General features: G+C 59.1%; 25 protein-coding genes. 8 read left to right on the forward strand and 17 right to left on the reverse strand.

The window, feature by feature from the left end:
* Nucleotides 1-122: 122 nt before the first annotated feature.
* On the reverse strand, nucleotides 123-443 hold the full coding sequence (locus tag SYN65AY6A5_RS14275; RefSeq protein WP_346426182.1) for a hypothetical protein: 321 nt from the start codon (nucleotides 441-443) through the stop codon (nucleotides 123-125).
* A 76-nt stretch (nucleotides 444-519) separates the two neighbouring features.
* On the opposite strand from SYN65AY6A5_RS14275, the gene cobJ reads away from it, so the two are divergent.
* Complete coding sequence (gene cobJ / locus SYN65AY6A5_RS02340) at nucleotides 520-2,439, forward strand: precorrin-3B C(17)-methyltransferase (protein ID WP_099883822.1); 1,920 nt, start codon at nucleotides 520-522, stop codon at nucleotides 2,437-2,439.
* Nucleotides 2,440-2,455: 16 nt separating this feature from the next.
* Here cobJ and modB read toward each other — a convergent pair whose 3' ends face one another.
* Nucleotides 2,456-4,243 carry a molybdate ABC transporter permease subunit gene (modB, locus tag SYN65AY6A5_RS02345; RefSeq protein WP_099883824.1) on the reverse strand — a complete coding sequence of 596 codons (1,788 nt, stop codon included), beginning with the start codon at nucleotides 4,241-4,243 and terminating at the stop codon, nucleotides 2,456-2,458.
* 37 nt (nucleotides 4,244-4,280) lie between these two features.
* Complete coding sequence (modA, locus tag SYN65AY6A5_RS02350) at nucleotides 4,281-5,024, reverse strand: molybdate ABC transporter substrate-binding protein (RefSeq protein ID WP_240530967.1); 744 nt, start codon at nucleotides 5,022-5,024, stop codon at nucleotides 4,281-4,283.
* A gap of 273 nt (nucleotides 5,025-5,297) precedes the next feature.
* Between modA and SYN65AY6A5_RS02355 the strand changes: the two genes are divergently transcribed.
* Nucleotides 5,298-5,507 (forward strand): molybdopterin-binding protein, encoded by a 210-nt coding sequence (locus SYN65AY6A5_RS02355; protein WP_099813094.1) that lies wholly within the window; start codon nucleotides 5,298-5,300, stop codon nucleotides 5,505-5,507.
* Between the two features lie 28 nt (nucleotides 5,508-5,535).
* Here the strand turns inward: SYN65AY6A5_RS02355 and SYN65AY6A5_RS02360 are convergent, their stop codons facing one another.
* The 14 genes from SYN65AY6A5_RS02360 to SYN65AY6A5_RS02425 form a co-directional block, all read right to left on the reverse strand.
* Nucleotides 5,536-7,188: a helix-turn-helix domain-containing protein gene (locus tag SYN65AY6A5_RS02360; protein WP_099883828.1), complete on the reverse strand. Its 1,653-nt coding sequence runs from the start codon at nucleotides 7,186-7,188 to the stop codon at nucleotides 5,536-5,538.
* 343 nt (nucleotides 7,189-7,531) lie between these two features.
* Nucleotides 7,532-7,789: a hypothetical protein gene (locus tag SYN65AY6A5_RS02365; RefSeq protein WP_011432066.1), complete on the reverse strand. Its 258-nt coding sequence runs from the start codon at nucleotides 7,787-7,789 to the stop codon at nucleotides 7,532-7,534.
* A gap of 94 nt (nucleotides 7,790-7,883) precedes the next feature.
* Complete coding sequence (locus SYN65AY6A5_RS02370; RefSeq protein ID WP_099883830.1) at nucleotides 7,884-8,210, reverse strand: ferrous iron transport protein A; 327 nt, start codon at nucleotides 8,208-8,210, stop codon at nucleotides 7,884-7,886.
* An 80-nt stretch (nucleotides 8,211-8,290) separates the two neighbouring features.
* Complete coding sequence (locus tag SYN65AY6A5_RS02375; protein WP_099813376.1) at nucleotides 8,291-8,590, reverse strand: 2Fe-2S iron-sulfur cluster-binding protein; 300 nt, start codon at nucleotides 8,588-8,590, stop codon at nucleotides 8,291-8,293.
* A 42-nt stretch (nucleotides 8,591-8,632) separates the two neighbouring features.
* A complete protein-coding gene (gene nifW / locus SYN65AY6A5_RS02380) occupies nucleotides 8,633-8,998 on the reverse strand; it encodes a nitrogenase-stabilizing/protective protein NifW (protein ID WP_099883832.1) in 366 nt (121 codons plus the stop codon).
* On the reverse strand, nucleotides 8,995-9,228 hold the full coding sequence (locus SYN65AY6A5_RS02385; RefSeq protein ID WP_240527856.1) for a CCE_0567 family metalloprotein: 234 nt from the start codon (nucleotides 9,226-9,228) through the stop codon (nucleotides 8,995-8,997). Before SYN65AY6A5_RS02385 ends, nifW begins: the two co-directional genes overlap by 4 nt.
* 90 nt (nucleotides 9,229-9,318) lie before the next feature.
* Entirely contained in the window at nucleotides 9,319-9,774 is a 456-nt protein-coding gene (locus tag SYN65AY6A5_RS02390) for a NifX-associated nitrogen fixation protein (protein WP_099813098.1), read from the reverse strand.
* A 2-nt stretch (nucleotides 9,775-9,776) separates the two neighbouring features.
* Nucleotides 9,777-10,196 carry a nitrogen fixation protein NifX gene (nifX, locus tag SYN65AY6A5_RS02395; RefSeq protein WP_099883834.1) on the reverse strand — a complete coding sequence of 140 codons (420 nt, stop codon included), beginning with the start codon at nucleotides 10,194-10,196 and terminating at the stop codon, nucleotides 9,777-9,779.
* An 81-nt stretch (nucleotides 10,197-10,277) separates the two neighbouring features.
* On the reverse strand, nucleotides 10,278-11,618 hold the full coding sequence (gene nifN / locus SYN65AY6A5_RS02400; RefSeq protein ID WP_240530968.1) for a nitrogenase iron-molybdenum cofactor biosynthesis protein NifN: 1,341 nt from the start codon (nucleotides 11,616-11,618) through the stop codon (nucleotides 10,278-10,280).
* Nucleotides 11,615-13,009: a nitrogenase iron-molybdenum cofactor biosynthesis protein NifE gene (nifE, locus tag SYN65AY6A5_RS02405; RefSeq protein WP_099883835.1), complete on the reverse strand. Its 1,395-nt coding sequence runs from the start codon at nucleotides 13,007-13,009 to the stop codon at nucleotides 11,615-11,617. The genes nifN and nifE overlap by 4 nt, the downstream gene beginning before the upstream one ends.
* Nucleotides 13,000-13,359 (reverse strand): Mo-dependent nitrogenase C-terminal domain-containing protein, encoded by a 360-nt coding sequence (locus tag SYN65AY6A5_RS02410; protein ID WP_011430660.1) that lies wholly within the window; start codon nucleotides 13,357-13,359, stop codon nucleotides 13,000-13,002. The genes nifE and SYN65AY6A5_RS02410 overlap by 10 nt, the downstream gene beginning before the upstream one ends.
* Nucleotides 13,360-13,362: 3 nt before the next feature.
* The gene (locus SYN65AY6A5_RS02415; protein ID WP_011430659.1) at nucleotides 13,363-13,587 is read right to left on the reverse strand and encodes a DUF2949 domain-containing protein; all 225 of its coding nucleotides are present in this window, start codon (nucleotides 13,585-13,587) and stop codon (nucleotides 13,363-13,365) included.
* Nucleotides 13,588-13,629: 42 nt separating this feature from the next.
* Nucleotides 13,630-14,175 carry a ferritin-like domain-containing protein gene (locus SYN65AY6A5_RS02420; protein ID WP_099883837.1) on the reverse strand — a complete coding sequence of 182 codons (546 nt, stop codon included), beginning with the start codon at nucleotides 14,173-14,175 and terminating at the stop codon, nucleotides 13,630-13,632.
* A gap of 54 nt (nucleotides 14,176-14,229) precedes the next feature.
* Entirely contained in the window at nucleotides 14,230-14,523 is a 294-nt protein-coding gene (locus SYN65AY6A5_RS02425) for an Asr1405/Asl0597 family protein (RefSeq protein WP_011430657.1), read from the reverse strand.
* 771 nt (nucleotides 14,524-15,294) lie between these two features.
* On the opposite strand from SYN65AY6A5_RS02425, the gene nifB reads away from it, so the two are divergent.
* The 6 genes from nifB to nifD all read left to right on the forward strand — a co-directional run bounded on the left by nifB (nucleotide 15,295) and on the right by nifD (nucleotide 22,000).
* On the forward strand, nucleotides 15,295-16,731 hold the full coding sequence (nifB, locus tag SYN65AY6A5_RS02430; protein WP_099883839.1) for a nitrogenase cofactor biosynthesis protein NifB: 1,437 nt from the start codon (nucleotides 15,295-15,297) through the stop codon (nucleotides 16,729-16,731).
* Nucleotides 16,732-16,756: 25 nt separating this feature from the next.
* The gene (gene fdxB, locus SYN65AY6A5_RS02435) at nucleotides 16,757-17,050 is read left to right on the forward strand and encodes a ferredoxin III, nif-specific (protein WP_011432079.1); all 294 of its coding nucleotides are present in this window, start codon (nucleotides 16,757-16,759) and stop codon (nucleotides 17,048-17,050) included.
* Between the two features lie 39 nt (nucleotides 17,051-17,089).
* Entirely contained in the window at nucleotides 17,090-18,289 is a 1,200-nt protein-coding gene (gene nifS, locus SYN65AY6A5_RS02440; RefSeq protein ID WP_041438416.1) for a cysteine desulfurase NifS, read from the forward strand.
* Nucleotides 18,290-18,345: 56 nt separating this feature from the next.
* On the forward strand, nucleotides 18,346-19,284 hold the full coding sequence (nifU, locus tag SYN65AY6A5_RS02445) for a Fe-S cluster assembly protein NifU (RefSeq protein ID WP_099813104.1): 939 nt from the start codon (nucleotides 18,346-18,348) through the stop codon (nucleotides 19,282-19,284).
* Nucleotides 19,285-19,561: 277 nt separating this feature from the next.
* Nucleotides 19,562-20,440 (forward strand): nitrogenase iron protein, encoded by an 879-nt coding sequence (nifH, locus tag SYN65AY6A5_RS02450; protein WP_011430651.1) that lies wholly within the window; start codon nucleotides 19,562-19,564, stop codon nucleotides 20,438-20,440.
* A 96-nt stretch (nucleotides 20,441-20,536) separates the two neighbouring features.
* A complete protein-coding gene (gene nifD / locus SYN65AY6A5_RS02455) occupies nucleotides 20,537-22,000 on the forward strand; it encodes a nitrogenase molybdenum-iron protein alpha chain (protein WP_099813105.1) in 1,464 nt (487 codons plus the stop codon).
* Nucleotides 22,001-22,049: the final 49 nt, after the last annotated feature.

Genomic DNA, 22,049 nt, shown 5'->3' on the forward strand with positions numbered 1-22,049 from the left:
GTCTTCCCGGTTGTAGAAAACACGGGGATCCGTCATGTGGTAAGTGGCAAATTGCTGCACCTGCACCCGGAAGAGATCTTGGGGGTAGCGGATGTGCTGCCGCAGCGGCTCCGGCATGGCCTCTAGCGGCTTGAACAGGGTGGGGTAGATGCGGGCGTAGGCTTGGATGAGGGGGATCCTAGGCTGTAGCCGACCATGCTCTGCTCGTAGCCGTAGTAGTACTGCAGGGGCAGCTCCGCTTCCGGCAGTTTCAACACCTTCTCGTAAAACCCTCTGGCCTGCTCCAAGTCCGGCACGATGATGGTGTGGACGCGGGGGGCGCCGCTTAAGAATGTCCACATGGCCCCCCCATAGGCCGATAGCAGCAAAAACATCAGCCCCTTCGTGGAGAGCAAAACCTCCAGGGGGATTAGGGGCAGCATCAGTCCAGGTGGGATGACCATCGGCACTTGTCCCTTCGCGGGTGGCTCTATGTCCAGTATAGGATCCGGGGAGAATCCTAGCCTTGGCCCACGCTCGATGAAGCTTGCTCTGTTTGCCCCCAGCCCGCGCGCCCGCCGGTTGGCCAACTCTCTGATCCCGCTCTTGGGCAAGGAGGTGAGCTGCTGGAGCAAAGCTGACCCGCAGGGGCTGCCCTCCCCCTGGCAAGCCTACGGGGATCCCAAGGATCCCACAGCGCCAGGCTCCCTAGCAGAAGCCGTTGCCCAAACCTGGCCCCAGGTGCAGGGCTGTCTCTTCATCTTGGCCGCAGGGTCGGTGGTGCGGCTCATTGCCCCCCTCTTGCAGGACAAGCAGCGGGATCCAGCGGTGGTGGTGGTGGACGAAGCCGGTCGCTGGGCTATTAGCCTGTGCGGGGGACATGTGGGGGGGGCCGATGCCCTGGCGCGGCAGGTGGCCGCTACCTTGGGAGCCCAGCCGGTTCTCACCTCTGCTTCCGAGGGGCTGGGGATCCCGCCTTTGGATTTGCTGGGGGATCCCTACGGCTGGCGGCGGGGCGCTGGAGATTGGAACGGGGTGGCAGCCGCCTTGACGCGGGGAGAGCCGGTGGCCGTTCACCAGACCTGCGGCACGCGGCTTTGGCGACAAGCTTGGCCGGCAGATCATCCCCTAGTGGCCTCCTCTCCTCCCCATCCCGTTGCCCAGATCTGGATTGGGGAATACCTCTCCCCTGCCACGGGGATCCCAACCGTGCACTGGCATCCGCGGGTGCTGTGGGTGGGGGTGGGCTGCGAGCGGGGCACCACCCGCGCTTGGCTAGAGGGATCCCTGCGCCGCCTGCTGCAGGCCCAGGGGCTGGCGTTCGAGGCCATTGCCGGCCTGGCCACCCTAGAGCTCAAGCAAGACGAGCCGGGTCTTTTGGAGCTGGCCCAAGCCTATGGCTGGCCCATTGAGTTTTTCTCGGCAGAGGCTTTGGCTGGGATCCCAGTGCCCCACCCTTCGGAGGCGGTGCGGCAGGCGGTGGGCACTCCCTCCGTAGCCGAGGCGGCTGCCCTCTTGGCAGCTCAGACTTGTCAGACTTGGGGAAGAGGTGACAAGGTTCCTGAGAGGCCATCCTGTGTTGCGGAGAAGGTAGAGCCCTTTGGGGGAGCAACCCTCCTCTGCCCCAAGCAGGTCTTCACCTCGAAAACCGAAGGGGCCTGTACCCTGGCCATTGCCCGCGCGGCGCAGGAGTATTCCCCTCGCAGCGGCCACCTCTGGCTCATCGGCACTGGTCCTGGGGATCTGGGTCAATTGACTTTGGCTGCCCGTATGGCTTTAACTCAGGCCGATGTGGTTGTTGGCTACCAGCTTTATCTGGATCTGGTGGATCCCCTTTTGCACCCCGGCCAAATCCGGGAGGCCTCTCCCATTACCCAAGAGCTGCAGCGAGCCGAACGGGCGATTGCTTGGGCGCAGCAGGGGCTGAAGGTGGCGGTGATTTCTTCGGGGGATGCCGGCATTTACGGCATGGCGGGCTTGGTGCTGGAGTGCTTGGTCCGCTCTGGCTGGGATGGGATCCGCCCTTCTCTGGAGGTGCTGCCGGGGATCTCTGCCTTCCAGGCGGCTGCTGCCCGGCTGGGGGCTCCGCTGATGCACGACTTCTGCGCCATTTCCCTCTCGGATCTGCTTACCCCTTGGCCGGTGATCGAAAAACGCCTGCAGGCGGCTGCCCAGGCGGACTTTGTGGTGGCCCTCTACAACCCCCGCTCCCGGCAGCGGGTGGATCCCTTCCTCAAGGCTCTGCAGATCTTTTTGCAGGCCCGGCCCGCCCATACCCCTGTGGCTTTGGCCCGCAACCTCTACCGCCCTGGCGAAACTCTCCACCTCACCACCCTAGGGGAGCTGGATCCAGAGGAGGTGGACATGCTCACCCTGGTTCTTATCGGCAACTCTCAGACCTTTCGCCATGGGGAGCGGCTGATTACCCCGCGGGGCTACCGCTTGGGCGAGCCCACCTGACTCCTGGGCTCCAGACTCAAAACACCCTCAGATGCCGGGGATCCAACTGTAGCCACCAGGGGGATCCCCAAGTCTCCACCTCGCGCCAGCGCTCCCGCCACACCTCAGCTTGCAGGTGATAGTCCTGGCGGTGGGCAGGAGGACCGCCCAGCCTAAAGAAGAGAGTCAGTCGGTGGGGGGTCTCGCTCCACTTCACCAGCCAAGCCGGAAACGTGTTGGGCAGCTTCCCGTCGGGCCTGAAGGTGAGGTGGTGGGCGCGGATGGCGATGTATTCTCCCGCTGGGGATCCCTGTACCTGCAGCTCACAGCCCCAATCCAAGGCCAGCACCCGTTGAGGGCCCAGGAGCTTGGCCCGCGAGATGTTTTTGCAACCCGTCAGTTGCGCCACACTAAGGCAGGGGGGAGCCTCAAATAGCTGACGCTTGTCCCCCTGGGCAATGATTCGCCCCTGCTCCATTACAGCCAGATCCCCGCAGAGGCGGAAGGCTTCCTCAATGTTGTGGGTTACCAAAAGCGTGACTCCCTTGTAGCCCGCTAGGATTTCCCCCATCTCCTGCTCCAGTTGGCTGCGCAGGTGGGCATCCAAAGCAGAAAAAGGCTCATCCAGCAGCAAGATCTCCGGCTCAGAAGCCAAGGCTCGCGCCAGGGCCACCCGCTGCTGCTGTCCTCCGGAGAGCTCCGTGGGATAGCGGTTTTCCCAGCCCTTCAGCTTGACCAACCGCAGCTGGGCCTGGATCCGCTCCTGTTTTTCCGCTTCGCTCAAGCCCGCAGGGATCCCAAAAGCGATGTTCTGGGCGACGGTGAGATGGGGAAACAGAGCGTAGTTTTGGAAGATCACCCCCACCCGCCGCTGAGCGGGGGGCAGCCGGATCCCCTGTTCGGCGTCAAACAACGCCCGCTCGTTGAGCAAAATGCGCCCACCATCCGGGGTTTCGATCCCGGCAATGCAGCGCAAAAGTAGGCTTTTGCCGGATCCAGAGGCCCCCAGCAAGCCCAGGGGTCGCCCGTCGCAGCTCAGTTGCGCCTGCAGCTCAAATTGGGGCAGCTTCTTGTCAATGTCTACCCAGAGGCGGGGGGCCGGAGTTGAGAAATCCAGATCCCTTCTGGTGAGAACCTGTAGAGGACGAGAGGGAGGTCGCTGCCAGGGCCGTCGCTGAAACCAAAGGTTAACTGCCGTCATCACCCCCAAGGACAACCCCAAGACCAGGGCCGAGCTGATGGCCGCCCCCCGCATGTCCCCCGCCTGAACGGCAAAGAAGATGGCCATGGACAGGGTTTGCGTGCGGCCTGGGATGTTGCCTGCCAGCATCAAGGTGGCGCCAAACTCCCCCAGAGCGCGAGCAAAACTGAGGGTAACCCCCGCTAGGATCCCTGGTAAGGCCAAAGGGATCAGCACCTGCGTAAAAATCTTGGCCCTACTTGCCCCCAGCGTGCGGGCTGCCGCCACCAGCGTCGGGTCAATCTGCTGGAAAGCTCCCAGGGCCGTGCGGTACATCAGGGGCAAGGCCACCACCGCTGCCGTGATCACCCCGGCATACCAGGTGAAGATGACCGACAAGTTCAGCGAGGCCAAAAGTTGTCCCAGAAGGGTTCGCCGGCCAAACAGCAGCAACAATAGGAACCCCACCATGGTGGGCGGCAACACCAGCGGCGCCAACAAGAGGGCCTCGATGAGAGAGCGCCAGCGACCTCGGTAGTGCAACATCCCATAAGCTGCCAGCGTCCCCACCCCAAAGGTGATGCCCGTGGCCAAGCCGGCAATCCGTAGGGAGATCCAAAGCGGGGATAGGTCGTAGTCGCTCATTTGGAGTAACTCATCCGCGCCATTGCAGAGGGATCCCTCACAGGCGGATAAAGCCGTACTTCACAAACACCTCTGCTGCTTCTTCTGAGGTTAAAAACTCCAAGTAAGACTGTCCGGCGGGAGTATCGCGCACCAATGCCACCGGGTAGATAATTGGCGTAATGGGATCCGCCGTAGCCACCACCCGCACCCGATCCGAAAGCTGAGCATCCGAGGTAAACAGGATCCCGGCGTCGGCATTGCCCTGCTCCACCGCCGTCAAAATTTCCCGCACCGTGCTGGCAAACACCATCTTGGGCCGCAGCGTCTCAAACACCCCCGCCTCGGTGAGAATTTCCTGGGCGTAGCGTCCGGCGGGCATGGCCTGCAGATCCCCAATGGACAGAACCCGGATCTCTTCCGCCACCAAGTCGGCAAAATCCTGAACCTTGGTTCTGGCATTGGCAGGCACAATTAAAGCCATGCGGTTGCTGAGAAGATCTCGCCGGGATCCCTCCACTAGCAGGTTTTGCTTGGCAAGGGCGTCCATAAAAGAGGCGGCTGCGAAAAATACCACGTCCAAAGGAGCCCCCTGCTCCACCTGTTGCTGGAGAGAGCCGGAATTGGCGAAGTTGTACTCAACCTTGATGTCGGGATAGCGGGCGGTGAACAACCGGTCGATTTCCGTTAAAGCCGGTTGCAAGCTCACCGCAGCCCCCACCAAAATGGGCTGAGATTGTGCCAAGCCGGGAGCCGACCCCCACCTCAAAGCCAGGGCGGCCAGGATCCCTAGGAATAACATTGCAGTTCTTCGTTTCATAGCCATTTTTCTTTGACCCGTGACAACTCTCAGAACAGGAAAATCCACCAATCGCTCGGTACTTTGACCATTAGAGGTTGCAGTTTGTATCTTCAGGATACATAATCTAGACTATTGGCAGCCCTTCCTCCCCAGAGGCAACGATAAGCATCTGATAGTATTGAAACCGGTGTTGAATGACCATCCGGCAAGCTCCTCTCTTGTTCAGTTCGGTCAACACCCCTGTTGCTCTGCTTGTTCAACAAAGGAGAAGTCATGCAAATCAGCACTCGCAACTTGTTTAAAGGAACTGTAAAAAGTGTCCAGGTAGGCATGGTCAATGCCGAAATTGTTCTGGAAGTTGCACCAGGCATAGAAATAACAGCCATTATTTCTAAGCACTCTGCCGAACGGTTGGGCATAGCAGTTGGGAAAGAAGCGTATGCTGCCATCAAAGCCTCGGATGTGGTCATCGCCGTGGATTAGTGGTGGATTAGCAAATTGAGTGACTGGCCTAGACTTGCTGTTGCCTGGGATCCAAATACAGGGCTTTGATAAGGCGCTGGCGATCGTTTAGGCTGATCCGAAGCCGCCCATTCTCTACATCCCGCACCCAGCTCTGGCTGCGCCCCAGCCTCTGGGCCAATTCCCGCTGGCTGATTCCCTTTTGCCGGCGTGCCGCCGAGATATCCGCTCCACGCAAAGCTTTGCTTGAGGGGAAGTCTTTTGGGTTTTCGGGAGGGCCAGGGAGATCCGAGTCTGTTGCAACAGGCGCAGACTTTGCCCTACGCTGCCGCCGAGATCCCGATTCTCGGGTTGGGGATCTGGCTTCTTGAACTACTCGACGATGCCAGTCGGAGGGCAGATGAAATCGTTGAATGCGAGCCTGCATCAAGAGTCCCCACTTGCCCCGCGGCCCGGCAGCCGTCAGCAAGCCACCGTTGTTGGCATCTTCAATCCAAAAGTTCAATGCCTCGTCCGCATCCTCGGGCACAGCTTCCAGGCGAGCCCACAGGGGTTGAATGGAAGAAGGATAGGTGAGGGGATCGAACTCCGGCTTGAGGCCGTAGTGGTTGAGAACCTCCAGATCGCTTTCAAAGGTGCGCACCAGCCGTTTGCGTTCTTGGAGATTGAGATAAGCTTCCTGCAGTCGCTCTTCCCCGTAGGCCACTCGCATCAGGGTGGGCACCGTCAGACGCTGTTGCCGCCCCATCCTCACTTTGAACAACAGCCACAGCAGCAGGCGCATGGCTCCTTCATGGTGTTGCCAATGGCTCATCACGGCCTGCAGCAGGGATAGGGGCAGGCTGCTGTACTGATAAAAGGCTTGCCCCTGGCGGCACCCTTGTCGATTGAGAAAGTACCGTGTCCATTCGCCGGGCTGAATCGCCCAAGTCAGGCCCACCAGATGGTTGCAGCCCTGCTCATCTTTTTGAAAGTGGCGATGCATCTTGAGCAGCCTCCACAGAGGGCCAGCCGGTACCGAAAACCCCTTCACCCGCCCCTGATCCGGCCAATCGATGGAGACTTGAATCCGACAGAGCTGCTCTATCCAGGTCATGAACAGGTGGAGACGGGTCATCTTGCTCAGATCTTTACGTTTATCCCAGCCCAAATAGGACTCCAATTGTGAGTCGGTGAAAACAAAGGATTCCTTCCAGGGGCTATCCAACCCGGCGGCATAGGCAGCAAAAATAAGATGCAAACAGGCAGTTCGCACATCGATCGGAGCACTTTGTGGGATCCCGTCCAAACATAGAGTTAGGGTCAGGGATCCCTGGTTGTGGCCAACAGATTTCTGATAGCAAACCTGGTTGTCTCCCTGCTTCTGAAGATTGAGAGATTGAAATTGAGATAGGAAATTGCAGGCTTCCCAAACCACAATCGATGAAGCAAAAGCCTGGCTATGGCCGTTCAAAAATAGAGGTGGACTGCTGCGAATGCGGGCCGTGACCGTGCGGTTGCGCCCCTTCATGGCTTCATAAGGCTGCGGGGCAGAACCGGGACACAGGCTAACGCACTGAGGTTCTGGGAAGAAACCTTCGCAGTCATTGCACAACAGAGGATTAATCCAGTATTCCCCATCCTGGACAACAATAGCTTTTGTAGGACAGCTATCTACGCAAGCGTTGCAACCGATACAATTCCCTGAGATTTGATAAGCCATAGCCCTCGAACTCCATAGCGTTTCCCTGTAGCTCTCCTTTGTTCACGCCTGCTATCGCATCTGCAAAACCCTAAACCCGGCCATGGAGACCTTCCTCGCAAAGCCGTGGCAGCCCGGCGAGAGACCTTAGTTTAAGGTCTGTTTCCTAAGCTCAATTCGTGAACTGGATTGAACGATACCTCAAAAGATCCCCGGCAGGCCAGGGAGATTTGGTCTAGGGTGAACCTTCTGGAAAGCTTTGTTTTCTCTTAACTTCTAATGTTTGCAGTGAACTTTTGAGATGGCTTTGCAGGCTACTCCTCCCCCCTTGAGAGCCTTTTAGGGATCCGAACTGCAACAAGTGTCAGGCAAAACGCTCAATAACCAAGCCGACACAAGGTCGTCCGCCCACCCAATACGTCGATTCATCGGCCAGGTTGTGGCTTGGCTCCAGATGCCAACCCAAGGGATTGGGTTCTAGCTCCAGCGCCCGCACGATTTCCTCTGGGCTTAGTCCTGTGCAGAGTTGGATGTGTTGCAACTTGGGAAATGGCTTTTCCACAAGGCTAAGCTCTTCAGCAGCTTTAAGGATGGAGCCCAGGTGCAACAAACAGGTGTTCATGGCTTTGCTCCCAAATCAAGATAGGTTATGAAGAGATGTGCTTACCTTGAGTGTCTCTCATTGCAAGTTAAAAATTGGGTAAATAGACTACATTTTAGAAGGCTCTTGGCAAATTTAAGATTGTTTTCTTATTCGGTTCTTGGGTAGACATCAAGGCGCAACGGGGATCCATGTAAACCCAGATGGGTTTAGCTAAATGAGCAGGAAGGGAAAGTTGGCCACTGGGTAGGAGTAGGATCCACTCAGGGTGACGTTGGATAACCTGGAGATAGGTACCTGGAGTGAGACCCATTTGCTGCAATTGGGCGCAAGCAGCTTCGGATCCGCGCAGTTGGTAGATGCGACCTTCTTCTCCAACCTTCATGAGTTGGAGAGGAGATATGGTTATTGAGATCTTAGGGACGGTGGGCGGTGCCAACATATAGGGATCCCTAATTCTAGAAAAAAATAGAAAAAAGGCTGCTTAAGCCTATCGGCGAGCAACTGGAGAGCAGCCGTCTATCAAACCAAGTAAGCTTCCTGGTGAGTGCGAATCGTACAATTGGAGCGAGGTTTAGCCACGCAGAGCAGCACAAATCCTTTGGCTATTTGCTCCTCATCCAGAAAGGTTTGCTCCGATTGATCGACTTCTCCTTCTACCACTTTGGCCACGCAAGAGGAACAACTACCGGAGCGGCAGGAAGAGGGCAAATCCACATCTTGATCCTCAGCCGCTTCTAGGATGGTTGAATCTTCATCTACTGAGATATAGGTGTCGAGCCGTCGTTTTGGGTTAACCAAGTGAACTGTGTAGGTAGCCATGATGAGATCTCCAGAGAGTTGACGAGGGGTAAACAAGGGAGCTTAGGCAGGGATCCCAGGGCTGCATTCGCCCCGCTCTCCCGAAGAGCTGCAGCCGGCACAGCCGCCAACGGGATCCGGACAACCATAGTCTTGAAAGACTCGGAAGAGCTTCTCCTGCTGCGGGGTAGAAGTGAGAAAGGTTTGATACGCTTTTTCCAGCGCTTGCCGGGCTTGCTCCAGCCATTCTTCTTCGCTGCCCTGGAAGTGCTCCAGAGGAGCCAGATACTGAGCGAATTTGCGTAGGATATGCAAGCGATTTACATTGACCACCCGCGGATCGTAGGGGAGCTCGAAAAAAGCGAAATAATCTTCGGCATTGACTAGGGCTTGGAAGTCTTTCCAACGGCGGTTGCGGTTCCAACTCATCGGCAGGTCTCCAGGGTTTTCAAGCGTTGTCTGAGGGTGTGCAGCCGGGCAAACAGGGCATAGGTGCGGGCTGCCAAGTCGGGGAGTCGCTCGAACCCGTCGGGTAGCCCCTCGGCCAGATCGTGCAGATCCATTTTCAGTTGGCCTGCTTTGCTGTTTAGGCGCTTGATCTCGCTGCGGAGCTGGTCGGCAGAGAGGTGTTCGAAGGGCTCGAAAGCCAGGTCGTTCACAACATTTTCAACATCCCTCTCATTCAACATGGGCAAGGCACTCCTGATGGCTAAAGAAATTGCTGCACAGACAAAAGGGGAGGCAGGCGGCTACAGCCGGCCCACCTCGGGGTAGGTTCGGGCCAGTTGGATCCCTTTGTCGATAAGGGCAGTAGCTTTTTCAGTGAGCTGTTCGAGAGACTCGAAACCGAAGCGATGGGCGTCTCGCAGGGTGTTGACCACCAACAACAGCCGCCCCGAGAAGACCAGCACCCAACCAAAACCTTCACTGTTGAGATCCAGCACCACCTGAGCCAGGAGGCCCGTCTCCTTTTCGATCAGGGCGGCAATGGCGCGGTAGTAGATGAGGATGCGGCTCCGCACTGCCGGATCCACCTCCCCTTCCAGGGATATTTGGCGCTTCTGGGCTTTGGTGACGACAAAGGGCTTGAGCAGCAACTCATCACTCCAGGCGCGGTAGGTGCCGTAGGGATCCGCCGCCCGCATCTGGCGAACGATCTCTTGCAAGATGGGGCTGGTCGAGGGGGAAAGAGGGGTAACCGTCATGGCTAAACCTCCGCAGGGGAAGTAGAGGGATTTGGGGCTTCGGCTTTGCGGGCGCGCTCGGCCAAGAGCACTTTGCGCAGCCAGGGGGGAGGGTTGTGCAGGGTGGATACCAGGCGCTGCAGCAAGCTCTCGATGGGTTCTTCCTCCGACTGCACTTTGATGGGGGTGATGCGGCGGTTGATCAGGCGGGCGGCGGCACTGCTGCCAATGGCAGCCACGTAGATGAGGGTGACATCGGCCAAAGCCTGCAGCTTGGGCACCAGCTTGTCCTCGTTGCCATCTGCCTCCAAGTTGCCCCCAAAGGTGAGGGTCTTACAAAATCGGTAGCCTTCGGGGGTGACTTCGTAGAGGTCGATCTGGTTGGCCCAGCCAAAGTGGGCATTGACGTGCTTGCCGTCGCGGGTTGTAAAGGCCACTTGCATGAGGGTTCTCCTTAGAAACGTGAACTTGAGGGTTTGGGGGAGCTAGGGGCACTTGGGCTGCCCTTCGAAGCTCTGGATCCCTTAGAATCCCTGCCTAGAAACCTGGGGTGGGCTGGGGTGACGGGCTTCCTCCTGCTCCATCAGCAGGTTGCCGACGGCAAACAGTTGGGATAGGGTGCCGCGATAGCCCACCTGACAGAGGTGGTTGGCCCCCAGCCGGTCGAAGATGGGGATCCCCATCCGATGCACCGGGATCCCCAGCCGCTTGCCCAGGCGCGCCACGTGGGAGTTGCCCACCAGCAGGTCGGCCCCGGGTGCCAGCTCCTCCAGATCCCCCAGATCTCCCACCCGCACTGCCTCAATGGGAAGGGTGGTCAAGTGGGGATCCGGTGTGGGACTGATGGCCGCCTGGATCTGACAGCCCATATCCAGCAGCCAGTCCACCCACCCCCAGAGCAGATCGGCTTCTAGGGCCAAGGCAATCCGCTGGTTGCCGAAGAAAAAGTGGCAATCCAGGAGGGCATCCTGGAGTTGGCTGCGCTGGCGGCGGTAGCGAGAGGGCACCGGCTGCTGGCTGTGATCGGCCAAGGTTGCCAAAAAGGGATCCACAGCCTTGAGACCGGTCAGGTGGGGGAAAACCCGATAGGGGGTGCCAAAGCGGTGGGCCAGGATCTGAGCGGCAGGGCGCATGCTCTCGCCGACAGCTATGGTGAGGCCGGATCGCCCGAGCTGGCGCAATTGCTCAAGGGTGGTGCCGCCGTCTGGGGTCGCCCTAAAGCCGGTGCCCAAGTGTCCGTCCAGGGAACCCGCGGGATCCGGCACCAGGATCGGCTCTAGGCCAAAAGCCTCTGCCATTTCTTTGATCTCCTGGGCGTCGGCAGGGGTGAGGGCAGGCCCGCACAGCACCGTTACCTGGGCAGGGCGGACGGATCCCGACGGCGATTCCGGCAGGGTGCTGACCAAGCTGTTGACGGCGATGGCATAGCCGTCTTGCAGGGATCCCTTAAAGTCAGGCGTGGAGGCCAAGACGATGGGCAGATCCTGCAATTGCGGCTGGCGTCGGCGCAGCTCCCGCAGGATGCGCGGCATATCGTCCCCGCGGGTTTCCGTGAGGCCGGTGGTCAGAAGACCAATCAGCTCCGGCTGGGCCTTCTCCACCAAGGTGAGGATGGCAGCTTCGACATTCTCCTCCCCCCCCAAGATGGTGTCCACTTCGGACATGGCAGTGGTGGACATGGGAATGGCCTCGCGGAAATGACGTACCAGCAGCGCTTTGGCAAAGGCCGTACAGCCTTGGGAACCGTGGAAGAGGGGCAGACAGCCCTTGATCCCCAGAAAGGCCAGGGCCGCTCCCAGCGGAGCGCTGAGTTTGAGGGGGTTGACGCTGAGAGGCTTGCGTTCTTGGATGAGCTGGGCCATCATCCCACCTCCTCTTCGGCTGGAGTCTCCCAGGGGGCAGGCCGTCGCAACTGCTCCCAGATGGGGCTGTGGAGGGCGGCATCGATCTCCCGCGCCAAGTTCACCAGGCCGCGATAGCCGGCATAGGCATGGTGCCGCTCCTGGTTGATGTCCAGAAAGGGGATGCGGGCCTTGAGGGCGGTGTACTGGTTGCGTCCGCCGGCGATGAGCAAGTCCGCTTTCGTGCGCTCCACCACCTTGAGCAGCTCTTGCGGGCTGCCCTTGTCCAAGAGAATGCCATCCTGGCCAAGCAGCTCGCGGATGCGGGCTTTGTCTTCTTCGGTGCTTTTGCGGGTGCTGGTGGCCGTTACCTGCATCCCCAGATCTCGAGCGGCGGAGATGATCGACCAACTTTTCACCCCGCCGGTATAAAGGACAACTCGTTTGCCCGCCAGCCGCTGCCGGTAGGGGGCCAAAGCCGCCTCGGTGGCGCGAGTTTCCCGCTCGATGAGGGCCTCGGTACGCTCCTGCAGTTGCGGATCCTTCAGCCCTTGGGCAATGGCCCGTAGGCAGTGGTTCATCTCCTGCAGCCCGTAAAAGGAAGCCTCAATGTAGGGGATCCCATAGCGCTCCTGCATCTTGCGGCCCACATTGAGCAGGGCTTTGGCGCAGATGAGGACGTTCAGCTTGGCCCGGTGGGCGGTACAGATCTCGCGGTAGCGGCCATCGCCGGTGATCTTGGCCAAGATGCGGATCCCCAGCTCGTCAAACAGAGGCAAGACATCCCACAGCTCGCCGGCAATGTTGTACTCGCCGATGAGGTTAATGTCGCGGGGAGTGGTGTACTCCGGGGAGGCGGTGCCGATCACATAGTCCAGCAGGGCTTCTCCGGCCAGACGGTTGCCTAGGTTTTTGCTGCCCACAAAGCCGGGCGCATTCACCGGAATGACCGGGATCCCAAGCTGGCGGCTGGCCCGCTGACACACGGCCTCCACATCGTCGCCAATGAGGGCAGTTACACAAGTGAGATAGACAAAAATGGCGGCAGGCTGGTATTTGGCCTGCAAGTCAAGGATGGCCTGGAACAGCTTTTCCTCCCCCCCGAAGATGATCTCGTTCTCGCTCAGATCGGTGGTGAAGCCCACCCGATAAAGCTGGGGGCCAGAAGAGAGGCTGCCCCGCGTCCCCCAAGAGTTGCCGCTGCAGGCGATTGGCCCATGTACTAGATGGGCGGCATCGGCGATCGGCACCAGGGCAATCGAAGCCCCGTCAAAGGCACAGCCTCCCTGCGCTCCTCCTGGCTTGGCTTGCTCGGCACAGACTTTGTTTTTGCCTTTGCCGTCTTTCTTGTGGTTGTGCTCGCAGGCGGTCTCGTTGAGCAGCTCCGCCACTTTAGTCCGGCTGATCATGGGCATGATGGGATCTCCTGAGAAGAGGGGGGCTGGGGTTGAGCCGCAGCTTCGGCCAGATAAGCCGCCGCCCGTAGCCGCAGGGCGATGATCTCCTCGTAGAGGGGGTTGATGCGACAGAGGGCCGGAATGTGGACGGTGCGGGATCCCAGTCGGATATCCCGCTCAAAGGGACAGGAAGCCGGGATCAAACGACAAATCCAACGGGCCTGCCGGGATCCCCGAATTTCAATGCTGTTGAGCCAGCGGCGCGGCCACTTCAGGGCGGATCTGAAAATTGAGTTCAAAACCAGGCCGAGCCATCCCAAAGGGTTGCCGACTCTGGGAAAGGGAAGAGAAGGGTAGGGATAAGTCATGGCTTAAACCTCCGAATGGGTAGAATTGGTAACAAGAGGAGGGGGAGCACACCATTCAAAAATCTGCTCCAGTTGCTCCAAGGAAATCAGCCCGTAATGCCAAAGAATCATGGGCAAAGGGCCCTGTTCACACCCATGCCGTTTCAGGGCGAAGGTGAGGGCGGATTCCGGGATCCCAAGCTCAACTTGCAAAAACTGCAGCAGCGGCGCCCGATCGGGGGTAAGCATGGCAGAGTCTCCCAAAACGAGGGGTGGGCGTAGATGGGCAAGCTAGGATGGGGACAAGCCCAAAACCAAGCTGTCGGCAGCCAGAAAGTGGGCCAGGTGAAAGGCCCGTTCTTCCGTCCGCAGCAAAATCTGCTCGTAGAGGTGACGGGTGGCGCGATCCCCAACACTTTCCGCCAGAGCCGCCTGGCGACGCAGCAGATCGATTAGGCTTTGCTCGGCCCGCAAATCCGCTTCCAGCATGGGCCGCACAGCCAATGCATCGTCCCCTTCTGAGCTGAAGCAGCACAGCTCCGCCAGCTTGGCAAAGCTGGAGGCCGGGATCCCACCCAGGCCGTTCAGGCGCTCCCCCACCTCATGGGCGTGGTTCTGAACTTCCTGTAGACTTTCGTTGAAAAATTGGTGAATTGAGTAGAACTCTGCTCCTTCGACAACCAGATGGTGCTTCAGATACTGCAAATACAGCCCCTGAAGACTGGCCCAAACTAGGTTGAGGCCCTCGCAGATGGGAACCGTGATCTCCCGTCCCAGGTGAACGGGGTTGTCTCGGACTTGTTGGAAGGAGCGAGTCGAGGGGGATGGAGTGCTCATTGGCGCTACCAAAACGAGGTGAACAGGAGAAGCAAGGAGGCAAACGGCAGAGGTTCAGGGGTGGTCATCCCCTCCTGCAGATCTCTCAGGGGGATCCCAGGTTTGGAGAGACCAGCAGCGATCCAACCAATTCAGCCAGCCAGAGCGGTCAAGGGCGAAAAGGCGGAGCACACTGTGGACGAGGAGGGCTTCGGTGGGGGTGCGAATCATCACCCACAGTTGGCCGGTCGGGGTACAGCCACAGGTCAAATCCAGCTCCTGCAGACGGTAGAGAATCCGCCAGCGATCGCAACGGGGCACCTGCAGCACTTCAGCCGTTTTCGGTGGGGGAGAAACAAGGGGGGACATAAGCTCACCGGTTGGGAAGCAGGAGGGAGTCTCAGCAGAGGGCAGAACCGTTGGGTTTCTGTTCCCCCGCTTATATCCCCCGCTTATAGCAAGCGGCTGCAGGGGCTCAGGCTTGGCAGCGGGCGATCAGGATTGATTGAGTTATTGCCGATGTACTCAAACCCTGGAAGCTTGGCCCAGAGGGCAAAAAAAGTTTTTCTGAGGGCAGGGGGTTGAGTCTTTTGCCCGCAGGGATCCGGTATTTTTGGGGAAGGGTATGGGTATTTGAGCGAGTACATCCCCCCTGTCACAACAAGAAAGTCCGACGGCCTGCCGCCGCAATAGTCTTCACTTCCTTGGCGAGGACTTTGCCCCAGGGGGATCTTTCCTCAAACTCAAACGGCTATTTTCAATACACTTTTGGGCTGATACGATATTAAATCGTAGCAATTGATGCAAAACGCAGCCGAGGCTGCGGCGCTTGAGTGCATCTGAGCAGATTTTTAGTATTTCCTAAGCATTGCCCCAAGCCCTTGTCGAATCAGGGATTCCGGGGATCCTCCCCACAGCCGGATCCCCCGCCCCTTTGGGTCAAAATACGGCATCCCCGGCCTTGAAAAACCAGACCCTTGACCCCTAAAAAAAGTTGGATTTGGCCTGCCATCAGGCTTTGCAGGTCTTGAGTACAAAGCCAATAAACTCGATCAGTTCTACCGGGCTGAGTGCAACGGAGCGGGCAGAGGGCGGTTGATATAACCGCCAGTAACGTTCTATCCCCTGGTTGACCCCACTATGCCGCCCCTTTCAACTCCGCCCCGCCAGGGATCCCCTTCCCCATCGGCCTGCGCTTGCAGCAGCAGCCCCCGCCAGGCTCTCCCCCCTCATCTGCAGCAACGCATCGCCACCCATCCCTGCTACAGCGAAGCAGCTCACCATCACTACGCCCGCATGCACGTGGCGGTAGCCCCCGCCTGCAACATCCAGTGCAACTACTGCAACCGCAAGTTCGACTGTGCCAACGAGAGCCGGCCCGGTGTGGTCAGCGAGCTGCTGACCCCGGCGGAAGCCGCCCACAAAGTGCTGGTGATTGCCGGCAAGATCCCGCAACTGACGGTGGTGGGCATTGCTGGGCCTGGGGATCCCTTGGCCAACCCCAAGCAAACCTTCGAAACCTTTGCCCGCATCGCCGAGAAAGCTCCGGATCTCAAGCTTTGCCTTTCCACCAACGGCCTGATGTTGCCGGACTACATCGACGAGATCAAACGGCTGAACATCGACCACGTCACCCTGACCATCAACATGGTGGATCCAGAGATCGGAGCCAAGATCTACCCCTGGATCCGCTGGCGGCGCAAGCGCATTCGAGGGGTGGAGGCAGCCCGCATCCTGCACGAACGGCAGATGGAAAGCCTGGATCTGCTGCGGGAGGCAGACATCCTCTGCAAAGTCAACTCCGTTCTCATTCCCGGCATCAACGACACCCACCTCTTGGAAGTGAACCGGGTGATCCAGGAGAAAGGGGCTTTCTTGCACAACATCATGCCCCTGATCTCGGCGCCTGAACACGGCACCTACTTCGGCCTCATCGGCCAGCGGGGCCCCACCCCTCAGGAGTTGAAAGCCCTGCAAGATCGGTGCTCCGGCAACATGCGGATGATGCGCCACTGTCGCCAGTGTCGGGCGGACGCGGTGGGCCTTCTGGGGGAAGACCGCAGCCAAGAGTTTACCAAGGAGCGCTTTATGCAGATGACCCCCGAATACGACCCCGAAAAACGCCGCCAGGTCCAGGCAAGCATTGCCCAACTGCAAGCTCAGCAGCAGTCAACCCCAACCCACTGGACAGCCGACCTGCCTCCCGACAGCCCCTCCATCCTGGTGGCCGTAGCCAGCAAAGGCGGCGGCCTGGTCAATCGCCACTTCGGCCATGCGCGGGAGTTTTTGATCTACGAGGTCAACGCCCGTGGGGCGCAGTTTGTCGGCCACCGCAAGGTTCCGCAGTACTGCCACGGGGGATCCGGCGAGGACAACAACCTAGAGCAAATTCTGGATCTCATCCGGGATTGCCGAGCTGTATTGGTCTCCAAGATCGGCGATTGCCCCATGAAGCGCATCCGCGAGGCCGGCATCGAAGTGGTGGAAGACTACGACCTCATTGAAACGGTGGCCCTCAAGTTTTACCGCACCTGGTTGGTCAACCAGACCTTGGACAGCAAATCTTCCCGATCTTGAGACCTCATCTTTTGGAGACGCGGCCATGGCTACTGTAACTGCTCTCACCAAAGGCGGACTGCCCTGGATCCCACAGTTTATCGAAAGCCTGGATATCAGCCGCTGCCTCGGCTGTAGCCGTTGCCTCAAAGTCTGTGGCCGTGGTGTGTTTGCCCTCAGAGCCCTCAACGAAGACGGCGAGTTTGTCGACAACGAAGAGGAAGAAGAAAGTGAGCGCAAAGTGATGACCATCCTCAATGCCGCCCTCTGCATCGGCTGTCAGGCTTGCGCTCGCATTTGCCCAAAGCAGTGCCATTCCCACGCTCCGCAAGCCGTTTAACGTTGCCCAACCCCTACCTTGTATCGATTCGGAGCCTGTATGAACCCCGTGATCTACCTGGACAACAACGCCACCACCGCCGTGGATCCCCTGGTTCTGGAGGCGATGCTGCCCTATTTGCAGACCTTCTACGGCAACCCCTCCTCGATGCACAGTTTTGGCGGCCAGGTGGGGCGTGCCCTCAACCAAGCCCGCGAACAGGTGGCAGCCCTTCTGGGAGCCGACCCGACGGAGATTGTCTTCACCAGTGGCGGCACCGAAGGCAACACCACGGCCATTTATGCAGCCTTGGCAGCCCAACCCCAGAAGCGCCACATCATCACCACGCAGGTAGAGCACGCCTCGGTGCTCAACGTCTGCAAGCACCTGGAAAAACAAGGCTACCGCGTCACCTACCTCTCGGTGGATGAGCAAGGCTGCCTGGACTTGCTGGAGTTGGAAGCAGCCCTGACCGGCGATACTGCCCTGGTGAGCTGCATGGCCGCCAACAACGAGACGGGCGTGCTTTTCCCCATCGAGGCGGTGGGATCCCTGGCTCGCAGCTATGGGGCTGTTGTCCATGTGGACGCAGTACAGGCGGTGGGCAAGATCCCTCTCGATCTGCAGCGCCTGCCGGTGGATCTCCTCACCCTTTCCGGGCACAAGCTGCATGCCCCCAAGGGGATCGGCGCTCTCTATGTGCGGCGGGGCTTGCGCTTCCGTCCGTTGCTGCTGGGAGGGCATCAGGAGCGAGGCCGCCGCGCCGGGACGGAAAATGTGCCGGGCATCATCGCTCTGGGCAAAGCGGCTGAGCTGGCCCAAGCCCACCTCGGGGATCCCCATGAGCGGCTGCTGCGGGATCGCTTGGAGCAGGGCTTGCTACAGCGGATCCCGGATGTCCAGGTTAACGGCCACCCCACTCAGCGGCTGCCCAACACCACCAACTTGGGCTTCAAGTTCGTGGAAGGGGAAGCGATCCTCTTCTGGCTGAACAAATACGGCATCTGCGCCTCCTCCGGCTCCGCCTGCACTTCCGGATCCCTGGAACCCTCCCATGTGCTGCGGGCCATGCGCCTGCCCTACACCGTTTTGCACGGCTCAATCCGCTTCAGCCTCTCCCGCTTTACCCAGCCGGCAGAGGTGGAGCGGGTGCTGGAGGTTTTGCCGGGGATCATTGAGCATTTGCGGGCCATCTCCCCCTTCAGCCACGAGGCGGAAGACTGGCTGCAACAGCAGGAACGGGAACTGGCTCGCCGCTGACCCCCCTCAAACTCATCTTCCCTCGACCGTTAGCATCCTCAACTCAGGATCCAGCCATGTGGGACTACAGCGAAAAAGTTTTGGAACTCTTCTACCACCCCAAAAACCAAGGGGCGATGGATCCCAGCTCCGAGCCCGGTGTTCGGGTGGTGGTGGGAGAAGTGGGCAGCATCACCTGCGGCGATGCCCTGCGGCTCTACTTAAAGGTGGACGAGGCTAGCGAGCGGATTTTAGCTGCCAGCTTCCAAACCTTCGGCTGCACCAGCGCCATCGCCTCTTCCTCGGCTCTGACGGAGCTGATCACCGGCCTCACTCTGGATGAAGCCCTGCGGATCGACAACCGCCAAATCGCTGACTACCTAGGCGGCCTGCCCCCCGCCAAGATGCACTGCTCGGTGATGGGGCAAGAGGCTCTGGAGGCAGCCATCTACAGCTATCGCGGCCTTCCTCTGCCTGACCACACGGATGATGACAGCGCTTTGGTCTGCTCCTGCTTTGGCGTCAGCGAGCAGAAGATCCGCCGCCTGATCCGGGAAAACCACCTCACCTCCGCTGAGGAAGTAACAGCCTACAGCAAAGCGGGTGGTGGCTGTGGTTCCTGCCTGGCCCAGATTGAAGACCTGATCGCCGCCGTTCTGGCCGAGACTGACGCAACCCCTTCAGAAGATTCAAGAAATTCAAAAGGGAACTCCCAAAACCAGACAGAGCCCTCTCCTGCTGCTCCCCCTCCTGTCTCGGCAACAGCGACACCCCCTCCCCTCACCACCTTGCAAAAGATCGCCCGCATTCAGGCCGTCCTGGAGGAGGAAGTTCGCCCGCTGCTGTTGGCCGATGGCGGCGATGTGGAGCTGTACGACCTGGAAGGGGATCAGGTGTGGGTGCGCCTCAAGGGATCCTGCGCCGCCTGCCCCAGCCAGCAAAACACGCTGCGGTTGCTCATCGAAACCCGCCTGCAAGAACAGGTGTGGCCCACGTTAACCGTGCATGCCCTCTAGTTGCCCATTCTCGATAAGCCTGAGAGCCCTATGATCTGCCCCACTGTTACTCCCCGTCGCTTCCCCCATCTCCTGCCTCGATTCGGGAGAGCCCCACCGCTCGACCGGTTTGCTTTTGGATTCCAAGGGATCCAAGGCTGCCTTCCCGCGAGCTGAAATCCTTTGCAGTAAGGATCCCGTCTCGCTAATGCGACCAGTTGCGCCCATTGGCAAGAGATTTCTAACCCTTAAGTCGCCCTCAAGTTTTTCCTCAAGTCTTCATTAGGAGAACTGAACCATGAGACAAATTGCATTCTACGGCAAAGGCGGTATCGGCAAATCCACCACCTGTCAGAATACCGTTGCCGGTATGGCCGAATTGGGGCAGCGGATCATGATCGTCGGCTGCGACCCGAAGGCCGATTCCACCCGCCTCATGTTGCACTGCAAAGCCCAGACCACCGTCCTTCACCTGGCTGCTGAGCGGGGATCCGTAGAAGACGTGGAGCTGGAAGAAGTGGTGCTCACCGGCTACCGAGGGGTGCGCTGCGTGGAGTCTGGTGGCCCCGAGCCTGGTGTTGGCTGTGCCGGACGAGGCATCATCACCGCCATCAATTTCTTGGAAGAAAACGGTGCCTACGAGGATCTGGACTTTGTCTGCTACGACGTGCTGGGGGACGTGGTCTGCGGCGGTTTTGCCATGCCCATTCGGGAGGGCAAGGCCCAAGAGATCTACATTGTTTGCTCCGGCGAAATGATGGCCATGTATGCGGCCAACAACATCGCCCGCGGCGTGCTGAAATACGCCTACTCTGGCGGCGTGCGCTTGGGTGGCTTGATCTGCAACAGCCGCAAAGTGGATCGCGAGATCGAGCTGATCGAAGCTCTGGCCGAAAAGCTCAACACCAAAATGCTGCATTTCATCCCCCGCGACAATGTGGTTCAGCACGCAGAATTGCGCCGCATGACGGTGATCGAGTACTCCCCCGACTGCAACCAAGCTGACGAGTATCGGGCCTTGGCCAAAAAGATCATCAACAACACGGATCTGAGGATCCCCACCCCCATCTCTATGGATGAGCTGGAGCAGTTGTTGATAGAGTTCGGCGTTTTGGACGACGACCAGAAAATCGCCCACCTCATCGGCAAAACCGAAAAAGAGTTGGCCCCAGTGTGAACTTAAAGATGGGCTGGGGGTGGATCCCTTCCTCCCTCGGCCCTCGGTTCCCCCTAGTTTCTTTCTCAAAAAAATCCAGTAGATGAGGCTCTTCCCATGACTACTCCAAAAAGCGCCCTCAAAGAGGAAAACCGAAAAGTTATTGCAGAAGTTCTGGAAACCTATCCGGAAAAGGCCAAGCAAAAGCGAGCCAAACACCTCAACGTCTACGACAAGGGCAAAACGGATTGCGGAGTAAAGTCCAACATCAAGTCGATCCCCGGCGTCATGACCACTCGCGGCTGTGCCTATGCCGGTTCCAAGGGGGTGGTGTGGGGGCCGGTCAAAGACATGATCCACCTCAGCCATGGCCCCGTGGGCTGCGGCTACTACTCCTGGTCGGGAAGGCGCAATTACTACGTCGGCACAACCGGGGTAGATACCTTCGTTACCATGCAGTTCACCTCCGATTTTCAGGAGCGAGATGTGGTGTTCGGGGGGGACAAAAAACTGGCCAAACTCTTGGTGGAAGCCAGCGAACTCTTCCCCTTGGCCAAAGGCATTACCATCCAGTCCGAATGCCCCGTTGGCCTAATTGGGGATGATATCGAGGCGGTGGCCAAGAGAGTTTCCAAAGAAATTGGCAAGCCGGTGGTACCGGTGCGCTGCGAAGGCTTTCGGGGGGTCTCCCAGTCCCTGGGCCACCACATCGCCAACGATACAGTGCGGGACTGGGTTCTGCCCATTGCCGACAAGAAAGCCAAGGAGGGATCCCTCAACTTTGAGCCCGGCCCTTATGATGTGGCCCTGATTGGGGACTACAACATCGGCGGCGACGCTTGGTCTTCCCGGATTTTGCTGGAGGAGATGGGCCTGCGGGTAGTGACCCAGTTTTCCGGCGATGGCACCTGGAACGAGATGCTGCTTGCCCCTCGGGTGAAGCTGAATCTCATCCACTGCTACCGCTCCATGAACTACATCTGCCGCCACATGGAGGAAGCCTACGGGATCCCCTGGCTGGAGTTCAACTTCTTTGGCCCCACCCAAATTGCCAAGTCGCTGCGGGCCATCGCCCAGCGGTTTGACGAGACCATCCAGGCCAAGGCGGAGCAGGTGATCGCCAAGTACAAGCCCCAGAGCGAGGCCATCATTGCCAAGTACCGTCCCCGCCTCGAGGGCAAACGGGTGATGCTGATGGTGGGCGGACTGCGGCCCCGCCACGTCATCCCGGCCTTCCGGGAGCTGGGCATGGAGGTGATTGCCACCGGCTACGAATTCGGCCACGGCGACGACTACAAGCGCACCACCCAGTACATCGACGACGGCACCCTCATCTACGATGACGTGTCCGGCTACGAGTTTGAAGAATTTGCCAAGAGGTTGAAGCCAGATCTCATCGCCTCCGGCATCAAGGAGAAGTACGTCTTTCAAAAGATGGCTTTGCCCTTCCGCCAGATGCACTCTTGGGACTACTCCGGCCCCTACCACGGCTACGACGGCTTTGCCGTGTTCGCTCGCGATATGGATTTGGCTTTGAATAGCCCCACCTGGGATCTGGTCAAAGCCCCCTGGAAGTCTTAGCTTGCCGCCGGGATCCCAGACGCGAACGGCCCTTCCTTCCCCTGCTCCT

The organism is Synechococcus sp. 65AY6A5 (genome assembly GCF_002760415.1).
Taxonomy (GTDB): domain Bacteria; phylum Cyanobacteriota; class Cyanobacteriia; order Thermostichales; family Thermostichaceae; genus Thermostichus.